Source organism: Streptomyces siamensis (assembly GCF_039543605.1).
GTDB lineage: Bacteria > Actinomycetota > Actinomycetes > Streptomycetales > Streptomycetaceae > Streptomyces > Streptomyces siamensis.
The window spans coordinates 1-20547 of sequence record NZ_BAABKB010000048.1 but is presented as its reverse complement, the minus strand read 5'-3'; the positions used below and the strand labels follow the sequence as shown (position 1 = coordinate 20547).

The following is a 20547-nucleotide window of genomic DNA, read 5'->3' as shown; positions in this document are numbered from 1 at the left end:
GGTCGTGGTCATCGGCCCACCCGTGGGTCCAGCAGCGGATAGATCAGGTCGGCGAGCGTGTTCATCACGATCACTGCTGCCGCGAAGACGAAGAACAGCCCCTGCACCAGGGGCAGGTCCGGCACGCTCAGCGCCTGGTAGAAGAGCCCGCCGAGGCCCGGCCAGGAGAAGACGGTCTCGACGAGGATCACTCCCGCGACCGTCCGGCCGAGGTTGATGAAGATCAGCGTCACGGTCGGCAGCAGCGCGTTGGGCACGGCGTGCCGACGGCGAACGAGGTCGTCCCGCAGCCCCTTCGCCCTGGCGGTCGTCAGATAGTCGCTGCCCATCTCGTCGAGCAGGGCCGATCGCGTGACGAGCAGGGTCTGCCCGTACTCGACCGCGACCAGTGTCACCACCGGGAGGATCAGATGGTGGGCCACGTCCATGACGTACGCGAAACCCTCCTTGCCCCCCGACTCCATGCCCCCGGTGGGGAAGAGACCGGGGATGGGGCCCATGCCCACCGAGAACACGATGATGAGGAGCAGGCCCAGCCAGAAGGACGGAATGGAGTAAAGGGTCAGCGCGAGACCGGTGTTGACCCGGTCGCTCAGCCCGCCGTTGCGCCACGCGGAGCGCGTGCCGATGAAGATGCCGAGCGCGGTGTAGAGCACGAACGCCGTGCCGGTGAGCAGCAGGGTGTTCGGCAGCGCCTCGGTGATCTTGTCGATGACGGGGGCCCGGAACTGGTACGAGGTGCCGAGATCGCCGGTGAGCGCCTTGCCGCAGTAGTCCGTGAACTGCTCCCACATCGGAAGGTCGAGCCCGAACTCCTTGCGATAGTTGGCGAGTTGCTCGGCGGACACCTGACGGCCGCCCGTCATGTACTTGACCGGGTCGCCGGGGATGAGCCGGAACAGGAAGAAGCTGGTGACGAGGACGGCCAGCAGGGAGACGGCCGCGCCGCCCAACTTGCCGGCCACATACCGCAGATACGCGGTTCTGGTACGCGCCCTGGGCCCGCGGACCGACGGCCCGGCTTCCGCCGGACCGTCGGTCGCCTCGACCAGCGAGGGTGTTGCCTCAGCGGTCATGGACTACTCATTCGCTCGTGCGTTCATGGGGGACCCCGCATGTGTTCCCGGGGGTTCCCTCGGGGGCGATGCGGGTCCTACTCACGGTCCTCGGCCGTCGAGCGCCTCCGCATCGCGAAGAACGCCCCGATGCCCGCGAGGACGACGACGCCCGCGACGATGCCGATGATGACGCCCGTCGAGCTCGAACTGTCGGAGGACTCACCGGAGGACCCCGCCGGGACCGCCGACCACCAGCTCCAGTAACCGTCCTGGCCGTAGATGTTGCCCGCGGCCTTCGGCATCGTCTCGATCGACTTGATCTGGTCGGTGCGGTAGGCCTCGACCGCGTTCGGGTACGCCATGACGTTCATGTACCCGGTGTCGTACAGCCGCGACTCCATCTGCTTGACGATGTCCGCCCGCTTGGCGGTGTCGTACTCGGCGAGCTGCTGGTCGTACAGCTCGTCGTACTTCTTGTCGCAGATGAAGTTGTCCGTGGCCCCGGTGTCCTTGGGGGTGGCGGGCAGCGCCCCGCAGGTGTGGATCGACAGGACGAAGTCGGGGTCGGGGTTGACGGACCAGCCGTCGAACGCCAGGTCGTAGGTGCCCGCCAGCCAGGGGTCGGTCACGTTGTCCAGGCAGTTGAGGGTGACACCGATGCCCAGCTTGCCGTACCACTCCTTCAGGTACTGTCCGACCGCCTTGTCGTTCGGGTCGGTGGCGTGGCAGAGGACCCGGTAGTTGATCGGCTTGCCGTTCTTCTCGACGCGCTTGCCGTCGCCGTTCTTCTTGTAGCCCGCCTCGTCGAGGAGCTTCGCGGCCCTGGCCGGGTCGTACGCCAGCTGCTGGCTCGCCTCCGGCTTCCAGAAGTACGTCGAGAAGCGCGGCGGGATGTAGCCCTCGCCCGCCACGGCGTGGCCCTGGAAGACCTTGTCGATGAGGGTCTTGCGGTCGATCGCGAGGAAGAGCGCCTGCCGCACCTTCTGGTCGAGCAGCGACTCGGCGCCGTCACCGAACTTCTTGCCGTTCTTCGCCTGGGCACCGGGGTTGGTGGCGAGGGCGTAGAAGCGGCGGCCGGGGGCGTCGTTCACCTTGATGTTCTGCTGGCTCTTGAGCGCCGTCGACTGGGCCGGCGTGAGGCCGGAGACGAAGGACACCTCGCCCTTCTGGAGGGCCGCGACGGCCGCGTCGCCGTCCTTGTAGTACTTGAAGACCAGCTCGTCGAACTTGGGGGCGCCCCGCCAGAAGCTCTTGTTGGGCTTCAGGCGTACGTAGCTGTCCGGCTTGTAGTCCGTCAGGATGAACGGCCCGTTGCCGACGATCGGGAACTGCTTGTCGTTGTTGAACTTCGTGAAGTCCCCGACCTTCTCCCAGACGTGCTTGGGCACGATCGGCACGTCGAGCGCGGCCATCGTGGCCTGCGGCTTCTTCAGCTCGATGACGAGCTTGGTGGCGCTGGGGGCCGTGACCTTCTTGAAGTTGCCGACGAAGCTGCCGTTCGCGGTGGCCGCGCCCTCGTCGGTCATCATCTTGTTGAACGTCCAGGCCGCGTCCTCGGCGGTGGCCTGCTGACCGTCCGACCACTTCGAGTTCGACCGGATCGTGTAGGTCCAGGTGAGCTTGTCGGCGGACGGTTCCCACTTGGTGGCGAGGCCGGGGATCGCGTGGTTGTCCGCCGGGTCGTAGTTGGTCAGGTACTCGTACATGAGCCGGTGGATGCTCGTGCTGACCAGCCGTGACGCCAGGAACGGACTCAGCGAGTCGACGCTCTGCGCGACCGCGACGGTGAGGACCTTCTTGTTCTCCTTGGCCTGGGCCTGGTGCGGCGCCGGGTTGAGCGGGGTCGCCAGACCGGCGGTGAGGGTGAGCGCTGCGGCACCTGCGGCGGCGACGAGCCGCGGACGCAGGAGCCCTCTGTGGTGCTGATCCTGTGTGTTCATGGGTCGGTGACCTCACGTCATCGCTTGCGCAGAGATGGCTGGTTGAACGACTTGATCGGGATGGCGCCGGCGGGGTTGATGTGTGTGTCTATCAGCGGCGGTCGACGCGAGTCAACGGCACATGAACCCCATGTGGCCTGCGGAAATAACGAGTTGGCGCGGATTTTTCGCTCATTGGTTCAGACCGGTGAAGCTGCCCTGGTGACGGCCTGACGGCTCAAGACGTCCCTGCACACGCGAAGGGCCCGCACCGTCCGTGGACGGTGCGGGCCCGAGCGTGAATCGGTCCCCCAGGAGGGGCCGATCGGGTTAGTGCTGAGGCGGCGGGGGAGGCGTCTGGCCCTGGTTCGGCTGGTACGGCTGCCCCGGTGCCGGCTGCGCGGGCGGGTACGGCTGCCCGGGCTGCGCGTAAGGCTGTCCCGGCTGCGGCTGCGGCTGTGGCTGCGGGGCCTGGCCCTGGGGGGCCTGCGGCGGCAGGCTCGGCTGCGGGTACGCCTGACCGGGCTGCGCCGGGTAGGGCTGTCCCGGCTGCGGGTAGGGCTGGCCGTACGGCTGTCCGGGCTGCGGGCCGCCCGGCTGCGGAACCTGTCCGGGGTTGTGCTGCCCCGGAGCCTGCTGCCCGGGGACAGGCTGCCCAGGGACGGGCTGCCCGGGGACGTACTGACCCGGCATCGGCGGGGCGGCGACCGGCGGCGGGTTGCCGTCGTTCGTCCACAGCCCGTGCGACTGCTGGTGCCGCGCGAAGTCCTCGGCCACCATCGCCGAGAGGTTGAAGTAGGCCTCCCGCACCTTGGGCCGCATCATGTCGAGGTCCACCTCGGCACCCGCGGACAGGTGCTCGTCGAACGGCACGACCACGACGCCGCGGCAGCGCGTCTCGAAGTGGCTGACGATGTCGTCCACCTTGATCATCTTGCCGGTCTCGCGCACTCCGGAGATCACCGTGATGGACCGGGACACGAGGTCCGCGTACCCGTGCGCGGACAGCCAGTCCAGCGTCGTACTGGCGCTGCTCGCACCGTCGACGGACGGCGTCGAGATGATGATGAGCTGGTCGGCGAGGTCGAGCACACCGCGCATGGCGCTGTACAGCAGACCGGTGCCCGAGTCGGTCAGGATGATCGGGTACTGCTTGCCCAGGACGTCGATGGCGCGCCGGTAGTCCTCGTCGTTGAAGGTCGTGGACACGGCCGGGTCGACGTCATTGGCGATGATCTCCAGCCCGGAGGGGGCCTGGGAGGTGAACCGCCTGATGTCCATGTACGAGTTGATGTACGGGATCGCCTGGACGAGGTCACGGATCGTGGCGCCGGTCTCGCGGCGCACGCGGCGGCCGAGCGTACCGGCGTCCGGGTTGGCGTCGATCGCGAGGATCTTGTCCTGACGCTCGCTGGCCAGCGTCGCACCGAGCGCGGTGGTCGTGGTCGTCTTGCCCACACCGCCCTTGAGGCTGATCACGGCGATGCGGTAGCACGACAGCACCGGCGTACGGATCAGCTCCAGCTTCCGCTGCCGCTCGGCCTCCTCCTTCTTGCCGCCCAGCTTGAACCGCGACGACGCGGCGGCGGGACGACCGCTCTTGGGCTTCTGCTTCTTGTTGTTGAGCAGTCGGTCGGAGGAGAGCTCCACCGCGGCGGTGTAGCCGAGCGGGGCCGCCCCCGGGTTGGTGGGCTGGCGCTGGTCGTGCTGTACGGGCTGCGGCCAGGCCGTCCCCGTACGGGGATCGACGGGAGCGGCACCCGTGGGCTGCTGCGGCACGTGCGGGGCGGCGGGCTGCTGCTGCGCCGGTCCCGGCTGGGCCGGGTGGGGAGGAGCCGGCTGCGCCGACGGGAGCGGTGGCTGCGCCGCACCGGGCGCCTCCGACTGCGCGGGTGTCGCGGCCGGCCGGGGGAGGTCGAAGCCGGGCTGCGGGACCGGGGCGGCGGGGGCCTGCGGGAATCCGTAGCCCTGCTGCGCACCCTGAGTCTGCGGCGCCGCCGGGGGCGTGGTCGGCTGCGGGAAGCCGTAACCGGGCGCCGGGGCGGGCGGGTTGGGCACCGGCGCGTCCTGGGCCGGTGCGCCCGGCTGCGGGAAGCCGTAACCGGAGCCCGGAGCGGGCGGGTTGGCGGCAGCGGGGGCCGGCGGTTCAGGGGCGGCGGTCGGCGTCGGCGCGGGGGCCGGAGAGCCCGGTTGCGGGAAGCCGTAGCTGCCCTGCGGGGTGGGGCTCGGGGCCGGAGTGCTCGGCTTGGGGAAGCCGTAGCCGCCCTGCGGCGGGACCGGAGCGGAGGCCGCGGCGGGCGCTTCAGGGGCAGGGACACCCGGCGCCGGTGCGTGACTCTGCGGCGGAACCGGAACGGGGTTGTCGTGGGCGGGCGGCGTCACCGACACGGGTCCCTGCGCCGGCGGCATCGACGCGGGCCCACCGGAAGAGGGCCACGCGGGAGGCGCGGGCTGCGGGGCCGGCGGCTGGAACGGCCGGCCGGGAGCCGGGGCCGGGGCGGGCGCGGGAGGCTGGAAGGCCTGGCCGGGCGCCGGGGCGGGGGGCTGGAAGGGCTGGCCGGGCGCCGGGGCGGGGGGCTGGAACGGTTGCCCGGGCGCCGGGGCGGGCGGCTGGAACGGCTGTCCCGGGGCGGGCGCCGACGGCTGGATCTGCGGCGGCGCCTGTGCCCGTGCGGGCTCGGCCACCGGGGGCTCGGGCGTCGCGGACTCGTCGGACGCCGGCCACTGGGCCGCGGGAGCGGGAGCGGCCGGCTGGTACGCGGGCGGCAGGGGCGGCAGCCCGCCCTGCGGCAGCGGCGGGGGAGCCCAGGCGGGAGGCGCGTCCTGCACGGCCTCGGGCGCGCCGGGTCGGTCGACGGGCACGGCGTCCCGGGGCTCGTCCAGCGGCCGGGCGTCCTCGGGCTGCGCGTCGGCCGCGTCGGCGTCCTGCGGCACCGCGTCGCTCACGTCGTCACGGGCCTCGTCGCCCGCCTCGTCACGTACGTCGTCATGGACGGCGTCGCTCACGGCGCCGTCGGCCCTGCCGGGGACCGCGTCGTCCGGTACGGCGTCGGCGACCTCGCCGGTCCCGTCGCCCGCGTCGGCGGAGACCGGCGCCACGACGTCCGCGACGACATCAGCCTCTCCGGAAGCCTCGGAACGGTCCGAACCGTCCGAACCGTCGGAGGCATCGGCGACACCAGGCGCATCGGCGTCATCGGGGGCGTCGGCCACATCAGAGGCGTCGACGGCGTCGGTCGTGCCGGCCGCGTCGTCCACGGCTCCGGCAGCCTCCGCCGCCGGCTCGTCCGCCGCGCCGTCCTCGGCACCCACGTCGGAACCGCCGTCCACGACGTCCTCGGTGTCGGCGGCGGCGTCCGCCTCGCTCACCGTCTCCGGTGCGTCCTCCTGCGCGTCGACGTGCCGCACGTCGTCTCCGACGTGGGCCTCCGCTGCTTCGGAACCCGCGGAAGCGTCCGCGGCGGAGTCGGCGTCCGCCGCGGCGGAGCCGGGTGCGGACGTGACGTCGGCCGTGGCCGGAGCATCCGGTCCCGGCTCGGACCCGGCCCCGGACCCGCCCGCGTTCTCGGGCTGCTCCTGGCCCGCGGCGGCGGCACGCTCCGCGAACTCCCGCTTCAGCGCGACAGGGGAGATCCGCATGGTGGCGCCGCTCTCCAGGTCGCCGTTGCCGGGCTCGATCTCGTCGGAGGCGCCCATGGGAGCGACGGGTGCCGGCGAGGGAACCGGGGCCACCGCAGCGGCCGGAGGCGGCGCCCACTGGCTCTGGTACCCGCCCACGGGAATGTCCGGCAGCGCCGTCGGACTTCCGGCGTCCGCGACGGGCGCCGCACCCGGAGCCTGCGAGGCAGGTGCCTCCGCCGTCTCCTGCGCCGCTGAAAGGGCCTCAGGAGCCGCGGGGCCCGAAGGAGCCTCGGACACCGGGGGAGTTGACGGAGCCGAGGGGTCCGCAGCGGCCGAGGGAGCCGGCGCCGCCTCCGCTTCCTCCTCCGTACCACCGGAGTTCGCCGGAGTCCCCGACGCGTTCTGCGTGTACCAGGCGGGCGGCGCGTAGTCGATGGTGAACTCGCCCGTCGTCTCGACGGCGGACTCCGCGTCGGACTGGTCATCGCCGGGTGTGGCCCAGCCCCCGCGGATCCCGTCCCGATCGCTGTTCACAATTCCTCCTGGTGTGGTCGAGCACCCTCAAGCCGTGCCGGGGCGACCGATTTCTTGTCGTCCGCCGGCGTCCGTTGACGCTTTTGGTCGTCCGAAGTCGTACGAGGTCGTCCGAATTGACCCGGCTCCCCCTGAGACGCGAGCGGCCCCTCCACGGGTTCTGGCGTCGCGCCCTGTCCCAGCCTAATCACCATGACTGTCACAAGGGCAGGCCCGCCCACCCCACCGCGGCCGCCCGCTCCGTCACACCCTGCCCAGAAGTGGCTTGCGCACGCTCACTATTGACCTTCAATGCGGACAAACGAAGCCATCGCGACAGACCCGCTGCCCGCTGTATGTACACGATCAAGCGGCATGCATAGTAGGGGGCTCCCCCGCCACCGAACGGTTCCCTCCGAAAGGACTTCTCCGCGTGAGCTTCGGCCCGCCTCCCTCCCCGTACACCCAGTCCGCGTTGACGGCGGACAACCAGCGAAGACGGCGCCGCACAAGGCTGTTCGGCGTCGTGGCCGCCGTACTCGTGGTGGCGCTGTGCGCGGGCGGCTGGCTCCTCATGCACGCGAACGGTGACGACGGTCCGTCGAAGAAGGCGGTGGCGGTCCCGCAGGCCCCCGACGAGATCAGGGAGACGGTCGAGCGGGTCCCGCGCACGCCGGAGGGCGAACTCGTCGTCGACTACGACGAGGAGAAGTTCAAGGACGACGAGACGCGGTACGCCCCCGGCACCTGGGCGACCGACAAGATCTTCGCCAAGGGCATCAAGAACCAGCTCATGGGCTTCAAGTTCGGCGAATGGGACAAGAAGGCCTGGACCATCGAGCTGGACGGGCACATCTGCGCGACGACGAAACACGTCACCGCGGACGGACGTACCGCCGTCGTCGTCCAGCCGGCCAAGCGCAAGGGCACCAAGGACGCCGGTGTCTGCGACGAGGTCGTCTTCTTCGACCTCGACACCGGCAAGAAGCTGTGGACGGCGACGATGCCCGACGCGAAGAGCGCGTACGTCACCAACACGAACCTCACCATGGCGCGCGGCACGGTGGCGGTGGCGTGGGGCAACGGCTCCGTCGCCTACGGCATGGTCGACGGCAAGCAACTGTGGAAGAGCACCGGTGTCACCACGTGCGAGGACAAGGGTTTCGCCGGCGGCCGGAGCCTGCTGGTCCTGCTGCGCTGCGGAGACGAGTCCGAGCACGCGTACCGGGTGCAGAAGATCGACCCGCGCACCGGGAAGCCGCAGTGGACCTACAAGATGACGAAGAACATCTCGGAGGTCTACCTGCCGTCCTCCGATCCACCGGTCATCGCCGTCGGCGCGGGGGACTACACGGTGACCGACCTGATCACCCTGGACGACCAGGGCCGCCACAGCGCCACCATCTCCATGAAGGGCGGCCGTTTCGATCCGATGTGCGGCAGCTCCTTCGACGGGACGCAGTACTTCGGAGCCATGGAGAACTGCTACGCGCTGGTCGTGGGCAAGGACGCGTTGTTCGTGGCGAGCAAGGACGACGGCGAGATCGACCAGCCGGAGAACTGGATCGTGGCCTACGACGTGCACACGGGCAAGAGCCTGCGGAAGTTCGACGGGCGGCCGCTCCAGCCGCTGTGGCCCGTGAAGATGAACGGGGACCAGCTCCTGGCCTACCGGCCGAGTGCCGACATGGTCGGACCCGCCGCCGTCGTGAGCATCGATCCCGCCACCGGGAAGCAGACGCCGTTCCTCTTCTTCAATCTGCCGGACGGCACCACTCGTATGGAGACCCCCGAGTGGTCCGACATCCGCTTCGAGCACGGCAGGGCGTTCTTCTCGCCCCGCCAGCTCTCGGCGTCCGCCGCGCACCCCGACGACCCGGTGCCGGCCGCGGTCGGCATCGGAAACGTGCGCTGACCCGTCACGGCGAAGGCCGACCCGTCACGAGGAGGCCGACCCGTCACGGAGACGAGGGCCGGCGCGGAGACTCCGTCCCGCGCCGGCCCTCGTCCGTCCCCGCCGGCCCCTCGCGCCGCGGTGCCTCCGGGACCGCTAGAGCGTCGCCGGACCGCCGTTGTGCGGCGCGGGTTCCAGGTCGAACTCCCCGTCCCGCGCACCGAGCACGAAGGCCCGCCACTCCGCCTCCGTGTACCGAAGGACCGTGTCCGGGTCGAGGGAGGACCGCATGGCCACCGCGCCCTCGGGCAGATACGCGATCTCGACCCGCTCCTCGTGCTCCTCCGTACCCGGCGCGCTGTGCCATTCGACGCCCGAGATGTCGAGGGCGTAGAGCTCGTTCTTCTCCCGCTCCTTGCGCGCCTTCACGTCCTTGTCCGCTTCCTCGGCCATGTTCCGGCGGCCCCTTCCCCACGTGCGACTGACCTGTGCCGTCACAGTAGTGGCCGGGTCCGCGCGGCCGGCCGGGTTCGGGGAGGCGGACGGGCGGGTCCTGCCGGGCTGGTACCCTGTGTGACGGCCGTTTGTGTACGCACCCCCGGAGCCTCGCGCTCTGGAGGCCGCGCCCAGCGGATCCCCGCCTCCCGAGTAACGGAAGCTCCCCTGAGAAGTGGACCAGGGGCACTCGGTGGCCACTCAGAGACTACGAGGAGTACGCGTGTCGCTCGACGCCGCTACGAAGAAGCAGATCATCAGCGAGTTCGGTCAGAAGGAGGGTGACACCGGGTCCCCCGAGGTCCAGGTCGCCATGCTCTCGCGCCGCATCTCGGACCTGACCGAGCACCTCAAGACCCACAAGCACGACCACCACTCCCGCCGTGGTCTGCTGATCCTGGTCGGTCAGCGTCGCCGCCTGCTGCAGTACCTGGCCAAGAAGGACATCCAGCGCTTCCGTACGCTGGTCGACCGCCTGGGCATCCGCCGCGGTGCGGCGGGCGCCAAGTAAGACGCCGTGAAGGGAGCGGTTCCCACATCTTCTGGGGACCGCTCCTTTTGCTGTACGTGCTGCTGTACGTCTCTGTACGTGCGGAGTGTCACTGACGCTTTGTAGTGTGGTAGCACAACGCAATACGCAGGACACAACACGTACGACACAGCGTGATGGGGCCGTGCCCGCCGGGCAGGGCCCGTCACGACACGAACGAGGAGAAGCGCACCTCGCCGCCGCCGGTCCTCGGTAGTGGCCCCCGGGGGAAAGCGAGCCCCGGGTGCTTCGATCGAAGACCGGCCCGCACCAGAAGGCGCGTCTCTCCGCCACCGTCCCCCTGCCACACGGGCAGGACAGGACGAAGACGAGGAGAAAACGCTAGTGGAGAACGAGACCCACTACGCCGAGGCCGTCATCGACAACGGCTCCTTCGGCACCCGCACCATCCGCTTCGAGACGGGCCGCCTGGCCAAGCAGGCCGCCGGCTCCGCCGTCGCGTACCTGGACGACGACACCATGGTGCTGTCGGCCACCAGCGCTTCCAAGAAGCCCAAGGACCAGCTCGACTTCTTCCCCCTCACGGTGGACGTCGAGGAGCGGATGTACGCCGCCGGCAAGATCCCCGGCAGCTTCTTCCGCCGCGAGGGCCGTCCCTCCGAGGACGCGGTCCTCACCTGCCGTCTCATCGACCGTCCGCTGCGTCCGTCCTTCAAGAAGGGCCTTCGCAACGAGATCCAGGTCGTCGCCACGATCATGGCGCTCAACCCCGACCACCTGTACGACGTCGTGGCGATCAACGCCGCCTCCGCGTCCACGCAGCTGGCCGGTCTGCCCTTCTCCGGCCCGGTCGGCGGCGTCCGCGTCGCGCTGATCAACGGCCAGTGGGTCGCGTTCCCGACGCACACCGAGCTCGAGGACGCCGTCTTCGACATGGTCGTCGCCGGTCGCGTCCTGGAGGACGGCGACGTCGCGATCATGATGGTCGAGGCCGAGGCCACCGACAAGACGATCCAGCTGGTCAAGGGTGGCGCCGAGGCGCCGACCGAGGAGGTCGTGGCCGCCGGCCTCGACGCCGCGAAGCCCTTCATCAAGGTCCTGTGCAAGGCGCAGTCGGACCTCGCCGCGAAGGCCGCCAAGCCGACCGCCGAGTTCCCGATCTTCCTGGACTACGAGGACGACGTCCTCGAGGCCCTGACCGCCGCGGTCAAGAGCGAGCTCGCCCAGGCGCTCACCATCGCCGGCAAGCAGGACCGCGAGGCCGAGCTGGACCGCGTCAAGGAGATCGCCGCCGAGAAGCTGCTCCCGCAGTTCGAGGGCCGCGAGAAGGAGATCTCCGCCGCGTACCGCGCGCTGACCAAGAAGCTGGTCCGCGAGCGCGTCATCAAGGACAAGATCCGCATCGACGGCCGCGGCGTCACGGACATCCGTACGCTCGCCGCCGAGGTCGAGGCCATCCCGCGGGTCCACGGTTCGGCGCTGTTCGAGCGTGGCGAGACCCAGATCCTGGGCGTCACCACCCTCAACATGCTCCGCATGGAGCAGCAGCTGGACACCCTTTCCCCGGTGACCCGCAAGCGCTACATGCACAACTACAACTTCCCGCCCTACTCCGTCGGTGAGACGGGCCGCGTCGGCTCCCCGAAGCGTCGCGAGATCGGCCACGGCGCGCTCGCCGAGCGCGCGATCGTGCCGGTCCTGCCGACCCGCGAGGAGTTCCCCTACGCGATCCGTCAGGTGTCCGAGGCCCTCGGCTCCAACGGCTCGACGTCCATGGGCTCGGTCTGCGCCTCCACCATGTCGCTGCTGAACGCCGGTGTGCCCCTCAAGGCCCCCGTCGCCGGTATCGCCATGGGTCTGATCTCCCAGGAGATCGACGGCCAGACGCACTACGTCGCCCTCACCGACATCCTCGGTGCGGAGGACGCCTTCGGCGACATGGACTTCAAGGTCGCCGGCACCAAGGAGTTCGTCACCGCCCTCCAGCTCGACACCAAGCTGGACGGCATCCCGGCCTCCGTCCTGGCCGCGGCCCTCAAGCAGGCCCGTGACGCCCGCCTCCACATCCTCGACGTGATGATGGAAGCGATCGACACGCCGGACGAGATGTCCCCGAACGCCCCGCGGATCATCACGGTCAAGATCCCCGTGGACAAGATCGGTGAGGTCATCGGCCCCAAGGGCAAGATGATCAACCAGATCCAGGAGGACACCGGCGCCGAGATCACGATCGAGGACGACGGCACCATCTACATCGGTGCCGCCGACGGCCCGGCCGCCGAGGCCGCCCGCGCCACGATCAACGGCATCGCCAACCCGACCATGCCGGAGGTCGGCGAGCGCTACCTGGGCACCGTCGTGAAGACGACGACCTTCGGTGCGTTCGTGTCGCTGCTCCCGGGCAAGGACGGTCTGCTGCACATCTCGCAGATCCGCAAGCTCGCCGGCGGCAAGCGCGTGGAGAACGTCGAGGACGTCCTCGGTGTGGGCCAGAAGGTCCAGGTCGAGATCGCCGAGATCGACTCCCGCGGCAAGCTCTCCCTGATCCCCGTGATCGAGGGTGAAGGCGACGATGAGAAGAAGGACGACACCGACAAGTGACGTCGAGTAGCTCCACGACGACGGCCCGCACCTCCTCGGAGGCGCGGGCCGTCGCCCGTACCCAAACCCTCATCAAGGGCGCGAACGGCATCGGCACGGTCCGCAAGACCACCCTCCCCGGTGGCCTGCGCATCGTCACCGAGACCCTGCCCTCGGTCCGCTCGGCCACCTTCGGCATCTGGGCGCACGTGGGCTCGCGCGACGAGACCCCGTCGCTGAACGGCGCCACGCACTACCTGGAGCACCTGCTCTTCAAGGGAACCGCCCGCCGTTCCGCCCTGGACATCTCCGCCGCCATCGACGCGGTCGGCGGCGAGATGAACGCGTTCACGGCGAAGGAGTACACGTGCTACTACGCGCGCGTGCTCGACACCGACCTCCCGCTCGCCATCGACGTGGTCTGCGACATGCTCACCGGCTCGCTCATCCTCGAGGACGACGTGAACGTGGAGCGCGGCGCCATCCTCGAAGAGATCGCGATGACCGAGGACGACCCGGGCGACTGCGTGCACGACCTGTTCGCGCACACGATGTTCGGCGACAACCCCCTCGGCCGCCCGGTCCTCGGCACGGTCGACACCGTCAACGCGCTCACCGCGGACCGCATCCGCCGCTTCTACAAGAAGCACTACGACCCGACGCACCTGGTCGTGGCCTGCGCGGGCAACGTCGACCACAACAAGGTCGTCCGCCAGGTCCGTGCCGCCTTCGAGAAGGCCGGCGCGTTCCGGAGCCCCGCCGCGGCCCCCATCGCCCCGCGCGACGGCCGCCGGTCCATCCGCACCGCGGGCCGCGTCGAACTCCTCGGCCGCAAGACGGAGCAGGCCCATGTCGTCCTCGGCATGCCCGGCCTGGCCCGCACGGACGACCGCCGCTGGGCCCTCGGCGTGCTGAACACCGCCCTCGGCGGCGGCATGTCCTCCCGCCTCTTCCAGGAGGTCCGCGAGAAGCGCGGCCTGGCCTACAGCGTGTACTCGTACACCTCGGGCTTCGCCGACTGCGGCCTCTTCGGCGTGTACGCGGGCTGCCGCCCGAGCCAGGTCCACGACGTGCTCAAGCTCTGCCGCGACGAGCTCGACCAGGTCGCCGAGCACGGCCTGTCGGACGACGAGATCGGCCGCGCCGTCGGCCAGCTCCAGGGCTCCACCGTCCTCGGTCTGGAGGACACCGGTGCGCTGATGAACCGTATCGGCAAGAGTGAGCTGTGCTGGGGCGAGCAGATGTCCGTCGACGACATGCTGGCCCGGATAGCGGCGGTCACCCCGGACGAGGTCCGGTCGGTCGCCCGCGACATCCTGGGACAGCGTCCTTCGCTGTCGGTCATCGGCCCGCTCAAGGACAAGCAGGCGTCCCGTCTGCACGAAGCGGTCGCGTAAATCCCGTCTCTGTAAGGAACGAAGCAATGAGCAAGCTGCGCGTGGCGGTCCTCGGTGCCAAGGGCCGGATCGGATCCGAGGCGGTACGAGCCGTCGAGGCCGCCGAGGACATGGAGCTGGTGGGTGCGCTGGGCCGTGGCGACAAGCTCGAGTCGCTGGTCGAGGCCGGCGCGGAGGTCGTGGTCGAGCTGACCACGCCGGGCTCGGTGATGGGCAACCTCGACTTCTGCGTCCGGCACGGCATCCACGCCGTGGTCGGTACGACCGGCTGGACCGACGAACGCCTCGCGCAGCTCAACACCTCGCTGGCCGCGTCCCCGGAGACGGGCGTGCTCATCGCGCCCAACTTCTCCATCGGCGCAGTCCTGACCATGAAGTTCGCCGAGGTCGCCGCGCCGTACTTCGAGTCCGTCGAGGTCGTCGAGCTCCACCACCCGAACAAGGTGGACGCTCCCAGCGGCACCGCCACGCGCACCGCTCAGCTCATCGCCGCCGCCCGCGAACGCGCGGGCAGCGCCCCGCAGCCCGACGCCACGGTCACCGCCCTGGACGGCGCCCGCGGCGCGGACGTCGACGGCGTCCCGGTGCACGCGGTCCGCCTGCGCGGCCTGCTGGCCCACCAGGAGGTCCTGCTCGGCGGGGAGGGCGAGACGCTCACCATCCGCCACGACTCCCTGCACCACAGCAGCTTCATGCCGGGCATCCTGCTCGGTGTCCGCCGCGTGGTGACCACGCCCGGACTCACCTTCGGCCTGGAAAACTTCCTGGACCTCGGCTGAGCCGGGGGACGGACACAGATAGCTGGCAGACATGCGCGCGAAGATCACCTATGCCGTCACGGCCGCCGTCCTGGTCGTCTACTTCGTCCTGGTCGGCAGCCGGGGCGTGTTCCTCATCCAGAACGGCACCCTGATCACCGTCACCTTCGGTGTCGCGGTGCTGATCCTGCCGGTCATCGGTATCTGGTTCCTGTGGAAGAACACCCAGTTCGTCCGCAAGGCCAACCGGCTGGCCGCCGAGCTCGACGCCGAGGGCGGACTGCCCGTGGACGAGCTGAAGCGCACCGCGGGCGGCCGCATCGACCGTGACTCGGCGGACGAGGTGTTCGCCAGGCGCAAGGCCGAGACCGAGGACGCCCCGGACGACTGGCGCAGCTGGTTCCGTCTGGCGGTCGCCTACCACGACGCCCGCGACACCCCGCGCGCCCGCAAGGCGATGCAGCGTGCCATCGCCCTGCGCGAGGGCAGAACCCTGGAGGCGTAGCCACAAGGCCGGCTCGACCGCCCTCGCGCGGGAGGCGCGAAGCCTTTGGGGGCTGCGTACCGGGATCGAGCGACGCGAAAGGGCCGGTCCGCCACCGCGGACCGGCCCTTTCGTCATGTCGTGAGGCGCGTGCGGCGTTGCTGTCGCCGCGTCGCGCAGGCGCGCCTGTCAGCCGCGCCGGTACTCGTCCGCCCACACCTCGATGGTGTCCGCGGCCCGCTCGAAGGCCTCCGAACGCGCCAGGAAGTCGGCGTTGTGCGTGGTCAGCAGCGGCGGCAGGTCCTCGGGGGCGCGATCCTGGCGTACGAGGACCAGGGCCTGCCCCTGGACGGTGCGCGGCAGACCGAGCCAGCGCACCGGCTGCTGCACGGTCCGCACGGCGACGACCTGCTGCCACGGCGCCGTGCTCGTGACGAAGAAGCCCACTCGGCGCAGCCCCCGCGCACTGACCCAGACGCCCATGCGCAGCAGCCGGAGCGCGGCCAGTATCGCGACCAGGGCGCCGGTCAGACAGGCCACGGCCGCGGCGAGGGTTCCGGCCACGGCGATGATCACCGCGGCGACGAGCACGTACGAGGCGAGCAGCAGGACGAGCGCGGCCGCGCCCACCCGCCACGGTCCGGGCCGGTAGGGGCGCCGCCAGCGGTCGAGGTCGTCGAAGGGCAGCGCGAGGTCGTCCGCCGCCTCGTCAAAGGCACGGTCCGCCGTCAGGAAGGGCAGGGGCACGACTGATCCTCACTCGATCCACGCATGGGCTGTGCCCGGTGAGGCTATCGAGCCCCCTGCCCGCTCACCACCCTTGGGGGTCCGGAAGAGTCAGCGGCCGTCCGACGCCTCGGAGTGCTGCGTCGTGGCAGGTGACTGGTCCTGTGAGAGAGCGGGCATCCCGAGGACCAGGGAACCGGCGAGTCCGGCGACCACGGTGAGCCCTATGAGCCACCGGCCGACTATCTGTCCGGCGGAGGCCCGCTCGCGGGGCGGGGGAGCGACGTTGCTGCGGAACTTGTCGGCTTCGGCGATGAAGGCGAACGGGACGGGCTCGCGCCGACGGAACATGGGGCGGCTTCCTCTGAGACTCGTGGGTGTGCGGGCGGCGGTGACTCGAACGCAGTCACCGTCACCCATACAGACGAGCGATTGTCTCAAGAGGTGCCCAGAATCACCGAATTCGCAGAAGTTCGCCGCCGAATGTCGCGGCACGGTACCGAACGCCCCGTTGTCAGAGGCGGCCCGTAGAGTGGGCGCCGCCCGAGCCTGTGATGGGAAGGACTCTCCGCACCGTGACCGACACCCCCGCCGACGACCTCAAGCCCAGCTTCCGCAGCGATGTCACCGTCGAGCTGATCAAGCACACCGCGTCCGACGCCGACGTGCTGTTCGCCGCCCGTGTCTCCACCGCGGGGGAGCAGTCCCTGGACGAGCTGCAGAAGGACCCGGAGCGCTCGAAGGGCCTGATCAACTACCTCATGCGGGACCGTCACGGCAGCCCCTTCGAGCACAACTCGATGACCTTCTTCATCAGCGCCCCGATCTTCGTCTTCCGCGAGTTCATGCGGCACCGCGTGGGCTGGTCGTACAACGAGGAATCGGGCCGGTACCGGGAGCTCCAGCCCGTCTTCTACGTCCCGGACGAGTCCCGCAAGCTGGTCCAGGAGGGCCGCCCCGGCAAGTACGTCTTCGTCGAGGGCACGCAGGCGCAGCAGGAGCTCACGGGCCGTGTGATGGAGGACTCGTACCGCCAGGCGTACGAGGCCTACCAGGAGATGCTCGCCGCCGGTGTGGCCCGTGAGGTGGCCCGCGCGGTCCTCCCGGTCGGCCTCTTCTCCTCGATGTACGCCACGTGCAACGCGCGCTCGCTGATGCACTTCCTCGGCCTGCGCACCCAGCACGAGCTGGCGAAGGTGCCGTCCTTCCCGCAGCGGGAGATCGAGATGGTCGGGGAGCGGATGGAGGAGGAGTGGGCCCGGCTCATGCCGCTCACCTACGCGGCCTTCAATGCGAACGGTCGTGTGGCGCCGTAGCGCGCGCCCCACGAGCCGCGCGGTACAGATGTACGGATCAGCCGAGCGAAGTGTCCGTATTGCGGCATTTCGAGAAGTTCATCTAGCCTGATCAAACGGACCCGGCACTGCTTGAACCCCCGAGCAGGCAGTGCCGGGCTCCATATTTGTCGTGCTTTGTCGTGTCCCCCGAGGGCAGACCACGCGTTGAGCAGCGAGTAGCGTGTTACCCATGGCTCCGACCTCCACTCCGCAGACCCCCTTCGGGAGGGTCCTCACCGCCATGGTCACGCCCTTCACGGCGGACGGCGCACTCGACCTCGACGGCGCACAGCGGCTCGCCGCCCACCTGGTGGACGCAGGCAACGACGGCCTGATCATCAACGGCACCACCGGCGAGTCCCCGACCACCAGCGACGCGGAGAAAGCGGACCTCGTACGAGCCGTGCTGGAGGCGGTCGGCGATCGCGCCCACGTCGTCGCCGGCGTCGGCACGAACGACACCCACCACAGCATCGAGCTGGCACGCGCCGCCGAGAAGGCCGGCGCGCACGGCCTGCTGACCGTCACGCCGTACTACAACAAGCCCCCCCAGGAGGGCCTCTACCGGCACTTCTCGGCCATCGCCGACGCGACCGAGCTGCCGGTGATGCTCTACGACATCCCGGGCCGCAGCGGTGTGCCGATCAACACGGAGACGATCGTGCGCCTCGCCGCGCACCCGCGCATCGTCGCCAACAAGGACGCCAAGGGAGACCTCGGCCGAGCCAGCTGGGCCATCGCCCGCTCCGGCCTCGCCTGGTACTCCGGCGACGACATGCTGAACCTGCCGCTGCTCTCCGTGGGCGCGGTCGGCTTCGTCTCCGTCGTCGGCCACGTCGTCACCCCGGACCTGCGTGCCATGCTCGACGCCTACCTCTCGGGCGACGTCCAGAAGGCCACCGAGATCCACCAGAAGCTGCTCCCGGTCTTCACCGGCATGTTCCGCACCCAGGGCGTCATGACCACCAAGGCCGCGCTCACCCTCCAGGGTCTGCCCGCCGGGCCGCTGCGCGCCCCCATGGTCGAGCTGTCGCCCGAGGAGACCACCCAGCTCAAGATCGATCTTGCCGCCGGCGGGGTACAGCTCTAATCACAGACTTCACAACTGAATACGCATGATCCCGCAGGCCACCGGCCTGCACCCCACACAGACAACTGCTACTGCACGAACGTCACGCGCGCCACGTGCCCTACCAGGTACGTGGCGCGCGTGGTGAGGAGAGTCTTTTGAGTCATCCGCATCCTGAACTCGGCCCGCCGCCCAAGCTCCCCGAGGGCGGCCTCAGGGTCACCCCACTCGGCGGCCTCGGCGAAATCGGCCGGAACATGACGGTCTTCGAATACGGCGGCCGCCTGTTGATCGTCGACTGCGGAGTGCTCTTCCCCGAGGAGGAGCAGCCCGGAATCGACCTGATCCTGCCGGACTTCACGTCCATCAGGGACCGCCTCGACGACATCGAGGGCATCGTCCTCACGCACGGCCACGAGGACCACATCGGAGGTGTCCCCTTCCTCCTCCGCGAGAAGCCGGACATCCCGCTCATCGGCTCCAAGCTGACTCTCGCCCTCATCGAGGCGAAGCTCCAGGAGCACCGCATCCGCCCGTACACGCTCGAAGTCGCCGAGGGCCAGCGCGAGCGCATCGGCCCCTTCGACTGCGAGTTCATCGCGGTCAACCACTCCATCCCGGACGCCCTCGCGGTCGCCATCCGCACCCCTGCGGGCATGGCCGTCCACACCGGCGACTTCAAGATGGACCAGCTTCCGCTGGACCGCCGTCTCACGGACCTGCACGCGTTCGCCCGGCTGAGCGAGGAGGGCATCGACCTCCTGCTCTCGGACTCCACCAACGCCGAGGTCCCGGGATTCGTCCCGCCCGAGCGTGACATCTCCAACGTGCTGCGCCAGGTGTTCGCCGGCGCCCACAAGCGGATCATCGTCGCGAGCTTCGCCAGCCACGTCCACCGCATCCAGCAGATCCTCGACGCGGCCCACGAGTACGGCCGCCGGGTCGCCTTCGTCGGCCGCTCGATGGTCCGCAACATGGGCATCGCGCGCGACCTCGGATACCTGAAGGTCCCGCCGGGCCTGGTGGTCGACGTCAAGACACTGGACGACCTCCCGGACAACGAGGTCGTGCTCGTCTGCACGGGTTCCCAGGGCGAGCCGATGGCGGCCCTGTCGAGGATGGCGAACCGCGACCACCAGATCCGCATCGTCCAGGGAGACACGGTCATCCTCGCCTCGTCCCTGATCCCGGGCAACGAGAACGCGGTCTACCGCGTCATCAACGGCCTGTCCCGCTGGGGCGCGAACGTCGTCCACAAGGGCAACGCCAAGGTGCACGTCTCCGGCCACGCCTCCGCCGGCGAGCTGCTGTACTTCTACAACATCTGCAAGCCGCGGAACCTGATGCCCGTCCACGGCGAATGGCGTCACCTGCGCGCCAACGCCGAACTCGGTGCTCTCACCGGCGTCCCGCACGACCGCATCGTGATCGCCGAGGACGGCGTCGTGGTCGACCTCGTCGAGGGCAAGGCCAAGATCTCCGGCAAGGTCCAGGCCGGATACGTGTACGTCGACGGCCTCTCGGTCGGTGACGTCGGCGAGCCCGCGCTCAAGGACCGCAAGATCCTCGGCGACGAGGGCATCATCTCGGTCTTCGTGGTGATGGACTCCAGCACCGGAAAGATCACCGGCGGTCCGCACGTCCAGGCACGGGGCTCCGGTATCGACGACTCCGCCTTCGGGGACGTCGTCCCGAAGATCACCGAGGTGCTGGAACGCTCCGCCCAGGACGGCGTGGTCGAGCCCCACCAGCTGCAGCAACTCATCCGCCGCACGTTGGGCAAGTGGGTCTCCGACACCTACCGCCGACGCCCGATGATCCTCCCGGTCGTCGTCGAGGTCTGACCTCGGACACGCGCCAACCAGGAGCGGGGCGCCTCGATTTGCATCGGGGCGCCCCGCTCCAGTACGTTTACGGCTCCGCCTGAACGGGAACCCGGCACAACTGCGTGCCTGGAACCACCCGAGCGGGGCGGAAATTCCGACTCAGAATCTCTGATAAAGTCGGAGTCGCCGGAAAGGGAAACGCGAGAGCGAGAACCTGGAAAGCACCGAGGAAATCGGATCGGAAAGATCTGATACAGTCGGAAACGCAAGACCGAAGGGAAACTGCCCGGAGGAAAACCTGAGAGGGTCTCTCGGGTGAGTACAAAGGAAGCGTCCGTTCCTTGAGAACTCAACAGCGTGCCAAAAATCAACGCCAGATA

Annotated in this window: 15 protein-coding genes; 9 read left to right on the top strand and 6 right to left on the bottom strand. The window is 69.7% G+C overall.

From position 1 onward, the window contains the following. Window positions 1-8: 8 nt before the first annotated feature. From ABEB03_RS42905 to ABEB03_RS42895, 3 genes are all read right to left on the bottom strand, one after another. Window positions 9-1076, bottom strand: a complete 1068-nt coding sequence (locus ABEB03_RS42905; protein WP_345658521.1) for an ABC transporter permease — start codon at window positions 1074-1076, stop codon at window positions 9-11. 77 nt (window positions 1077-1153) lie between these two features. Then, complete coding sequence (locus ABEB03_RS42900) at window positions 1154-2998, bottom strand: ABC transporter substrate-binding protein (protein WP_345658520.1); 1845 nt, start codon at window positions 2996-2998, stop codon at window positions 1154-1156. A 309-nt stretch (window positions 2999-3307) separates the two neighbouring features. Further along, entirely contained in the window at window positions 3308-7132 is a 3825-nt protein-coding gene (locus ABEB03_RS42895) for an SCO5717 family growth-regulating ATPase (protein WP_345658519.1), read from the bottom strand. Between the two features lie 412 nt (window positions 7133-7544). Here ABEB03_RS42895 and ABEB03_RS42890 point away from each other — a divergent pair, with 412 nt between their 5' ends. Beyond that, window positions 7545-9026, top strand: a complete 1482-nt coding sequence (locus tag ABEB03_RS42890) for an outer membrane protein assembly factor BamB family protein (RefSeq protein WP_345658518.1) — start codon at window positions 7545-7547, stop codon at window positions 9024-9026. 135 nt (window positions 9027-9161) lie between these two features. Here ABEB03_RS42890 and ABEB03_RS42885 read toward each other — a convergent pair whose 3' ends face one another. Beyond that, window positions 9162-9458 carry a DUF397 domain-containing protein gene (locus ABEB03_RS42885; RefSeq protein WP_095937019.1) on the bottom strand — a complete coding sequence of 99 codons (297 nt, stop codon included), beginning with the start codon at window positions 9456-9458 and terminating at the stop codon, window positions 9162-9164. Window positions 9459-9723: 265 nt separating this feature from the next. Between ABEB03_RS42885 and rpsO the strand changes: the two genes are divergently transcribed. The 5 genes from rpsO (at window position 9724) to ABEB03_RS42860 (ending at window position 15230) form a co-directional block, all read left to right on the top strand. Further along, a complete protein-coding gene (gene rpsO, locus ABEB03_RS42880; RefSeq protein WP_028802543.1) occupies window positions 9724-10011 on the top strand; it encodes a 30S ribosomal protein S15 in 288 nt (95 codons plus the stop codon). A gap of 363 nt (window positions 10012-10374) precedes the next feature. Further along, window positions 10375-12591 carry a polyribonucleotide nucleotidyltransferase gene (locus tag ABEB03_RS42875; protein ID WP_345658517.1) on the top strand — a complete coding sequence of 739 codons (2217 nt, stop codon included), beginning with the start codon at window positions 10375-10377 and terminating at the stop codon, window positions 12589-12591. Next, window positions 12588-13967: a M16 family metallopeptidase gene (locus tag ABEB03_RS42870; protein WP_345658516.1), complete on the top strand. Its 1380-nt coding sequence runs from the start codon at window positions 12588-12590 to the stop codon at window positions 13965-13967. The genes ABEB03_RS42875 and ABEB03_RS42870 overlap by 4 nt, the downstream gene beginning before the upstream one ends. Window positions 13968-13993: 26 nt before the next feature. Further along, window positions 13994-14746 carry a 4-hydroxy-tetrahydrodipicolinate reductase gene (dapB, locus tag ABEB03_RS42865; RefSeq protein ID WP_345658515.1) on the top strand — a complete coding sequence of 251 codons (753 nt, stop codon included), beginning with the start codon at window positions 13994-13996 and terminating at the stop codon, window positions 14744-14746. 31 nt (window positions 14747-14777) lie between these two features. Next, window positions 14778-15230 carry a tetratricopeptide repeat protein gene (locus ABEB03_RS42860; protein ID WP_345658514.1) on the top strand — a complete coding sequence of 151 codons (453 nt, stop codon included), beginning with the start codon at window positions 14778-14780 and terminating at the stop codon, window positions 15228-15230. 168 nt (window positions 15231-15398) lie between these two features. Here ABEB03_RS42860 and ABEB03_RS42855 read toward each other — a convergent pair whose 3' ends face one another. Further along, the gene (locus ABEB03_RS42855; protein ID WP_345658513.1) at window positions 15399-15956 is read right to left on the bottom strand and encodes a hypothetical protein; all 558 of its coding nucleotides are present in this window, start codon (window positions 15954-15956) and stop codon (window positions 15399-15401) included. A 90-nt stretch (window positions 15957-16046) separates the two neighbouring features. Further along, window positions 16047-16286 carry a hypothetical protein gene (locus tag ABEB03_RS42850; protein WP_345658511.1) on the bottom strand — a complete coding sequence of 80 codons (240 nt, stop codon included), beginning with the start codon at window positions 16284-16286 and terminating at the stop codon, window positions 16047-16049. A gap of 224 nt (window positions 16287-16510) precedes the next feature. On the opposite strand from ABEB03_RS42850, the gene thyX reads away from it, so the two are divergent. From thyX to ABEB03_RS42835, 3 genes are all read left to right on the top strand, one after another. Further along, a complete protein-coding gene (gene thyX, locus ABEB03_RS42845) occupies window positions 16511-17251 on the top strand; it encodes an FAD-dependent thymidylate synthase (RefSeq protein WP_345658510.1) in 741 nt (246 codons plus the stop codon). 211 nt (window positions 17252-17462) lie between these two features. Next, a complete protein-coding gene (gene dapA / locus ABEB03_RS42840; RefSeq protein ID WP_345658509.1) occupies window positions 17463-18362 on the top strand; it encodes a 4-hydroxy-tetrahydrodipicolinate synthase in 900 nt (299 codons plus the stop codon). Between the two features lie 137 nt (window positions 18363-18499). After that, complete coding sequence (locus ABEB03_RS42835) at window positions 18500-20185, top strand: ribonuclease J (protein WP_345658508.1); 1686 nt, start codon at window positions 18500-18502, stop codon at window positions 20183-20185. The last annotated feature ends 362 nt before the right edge of the window (window positions 20186-20547 follow it).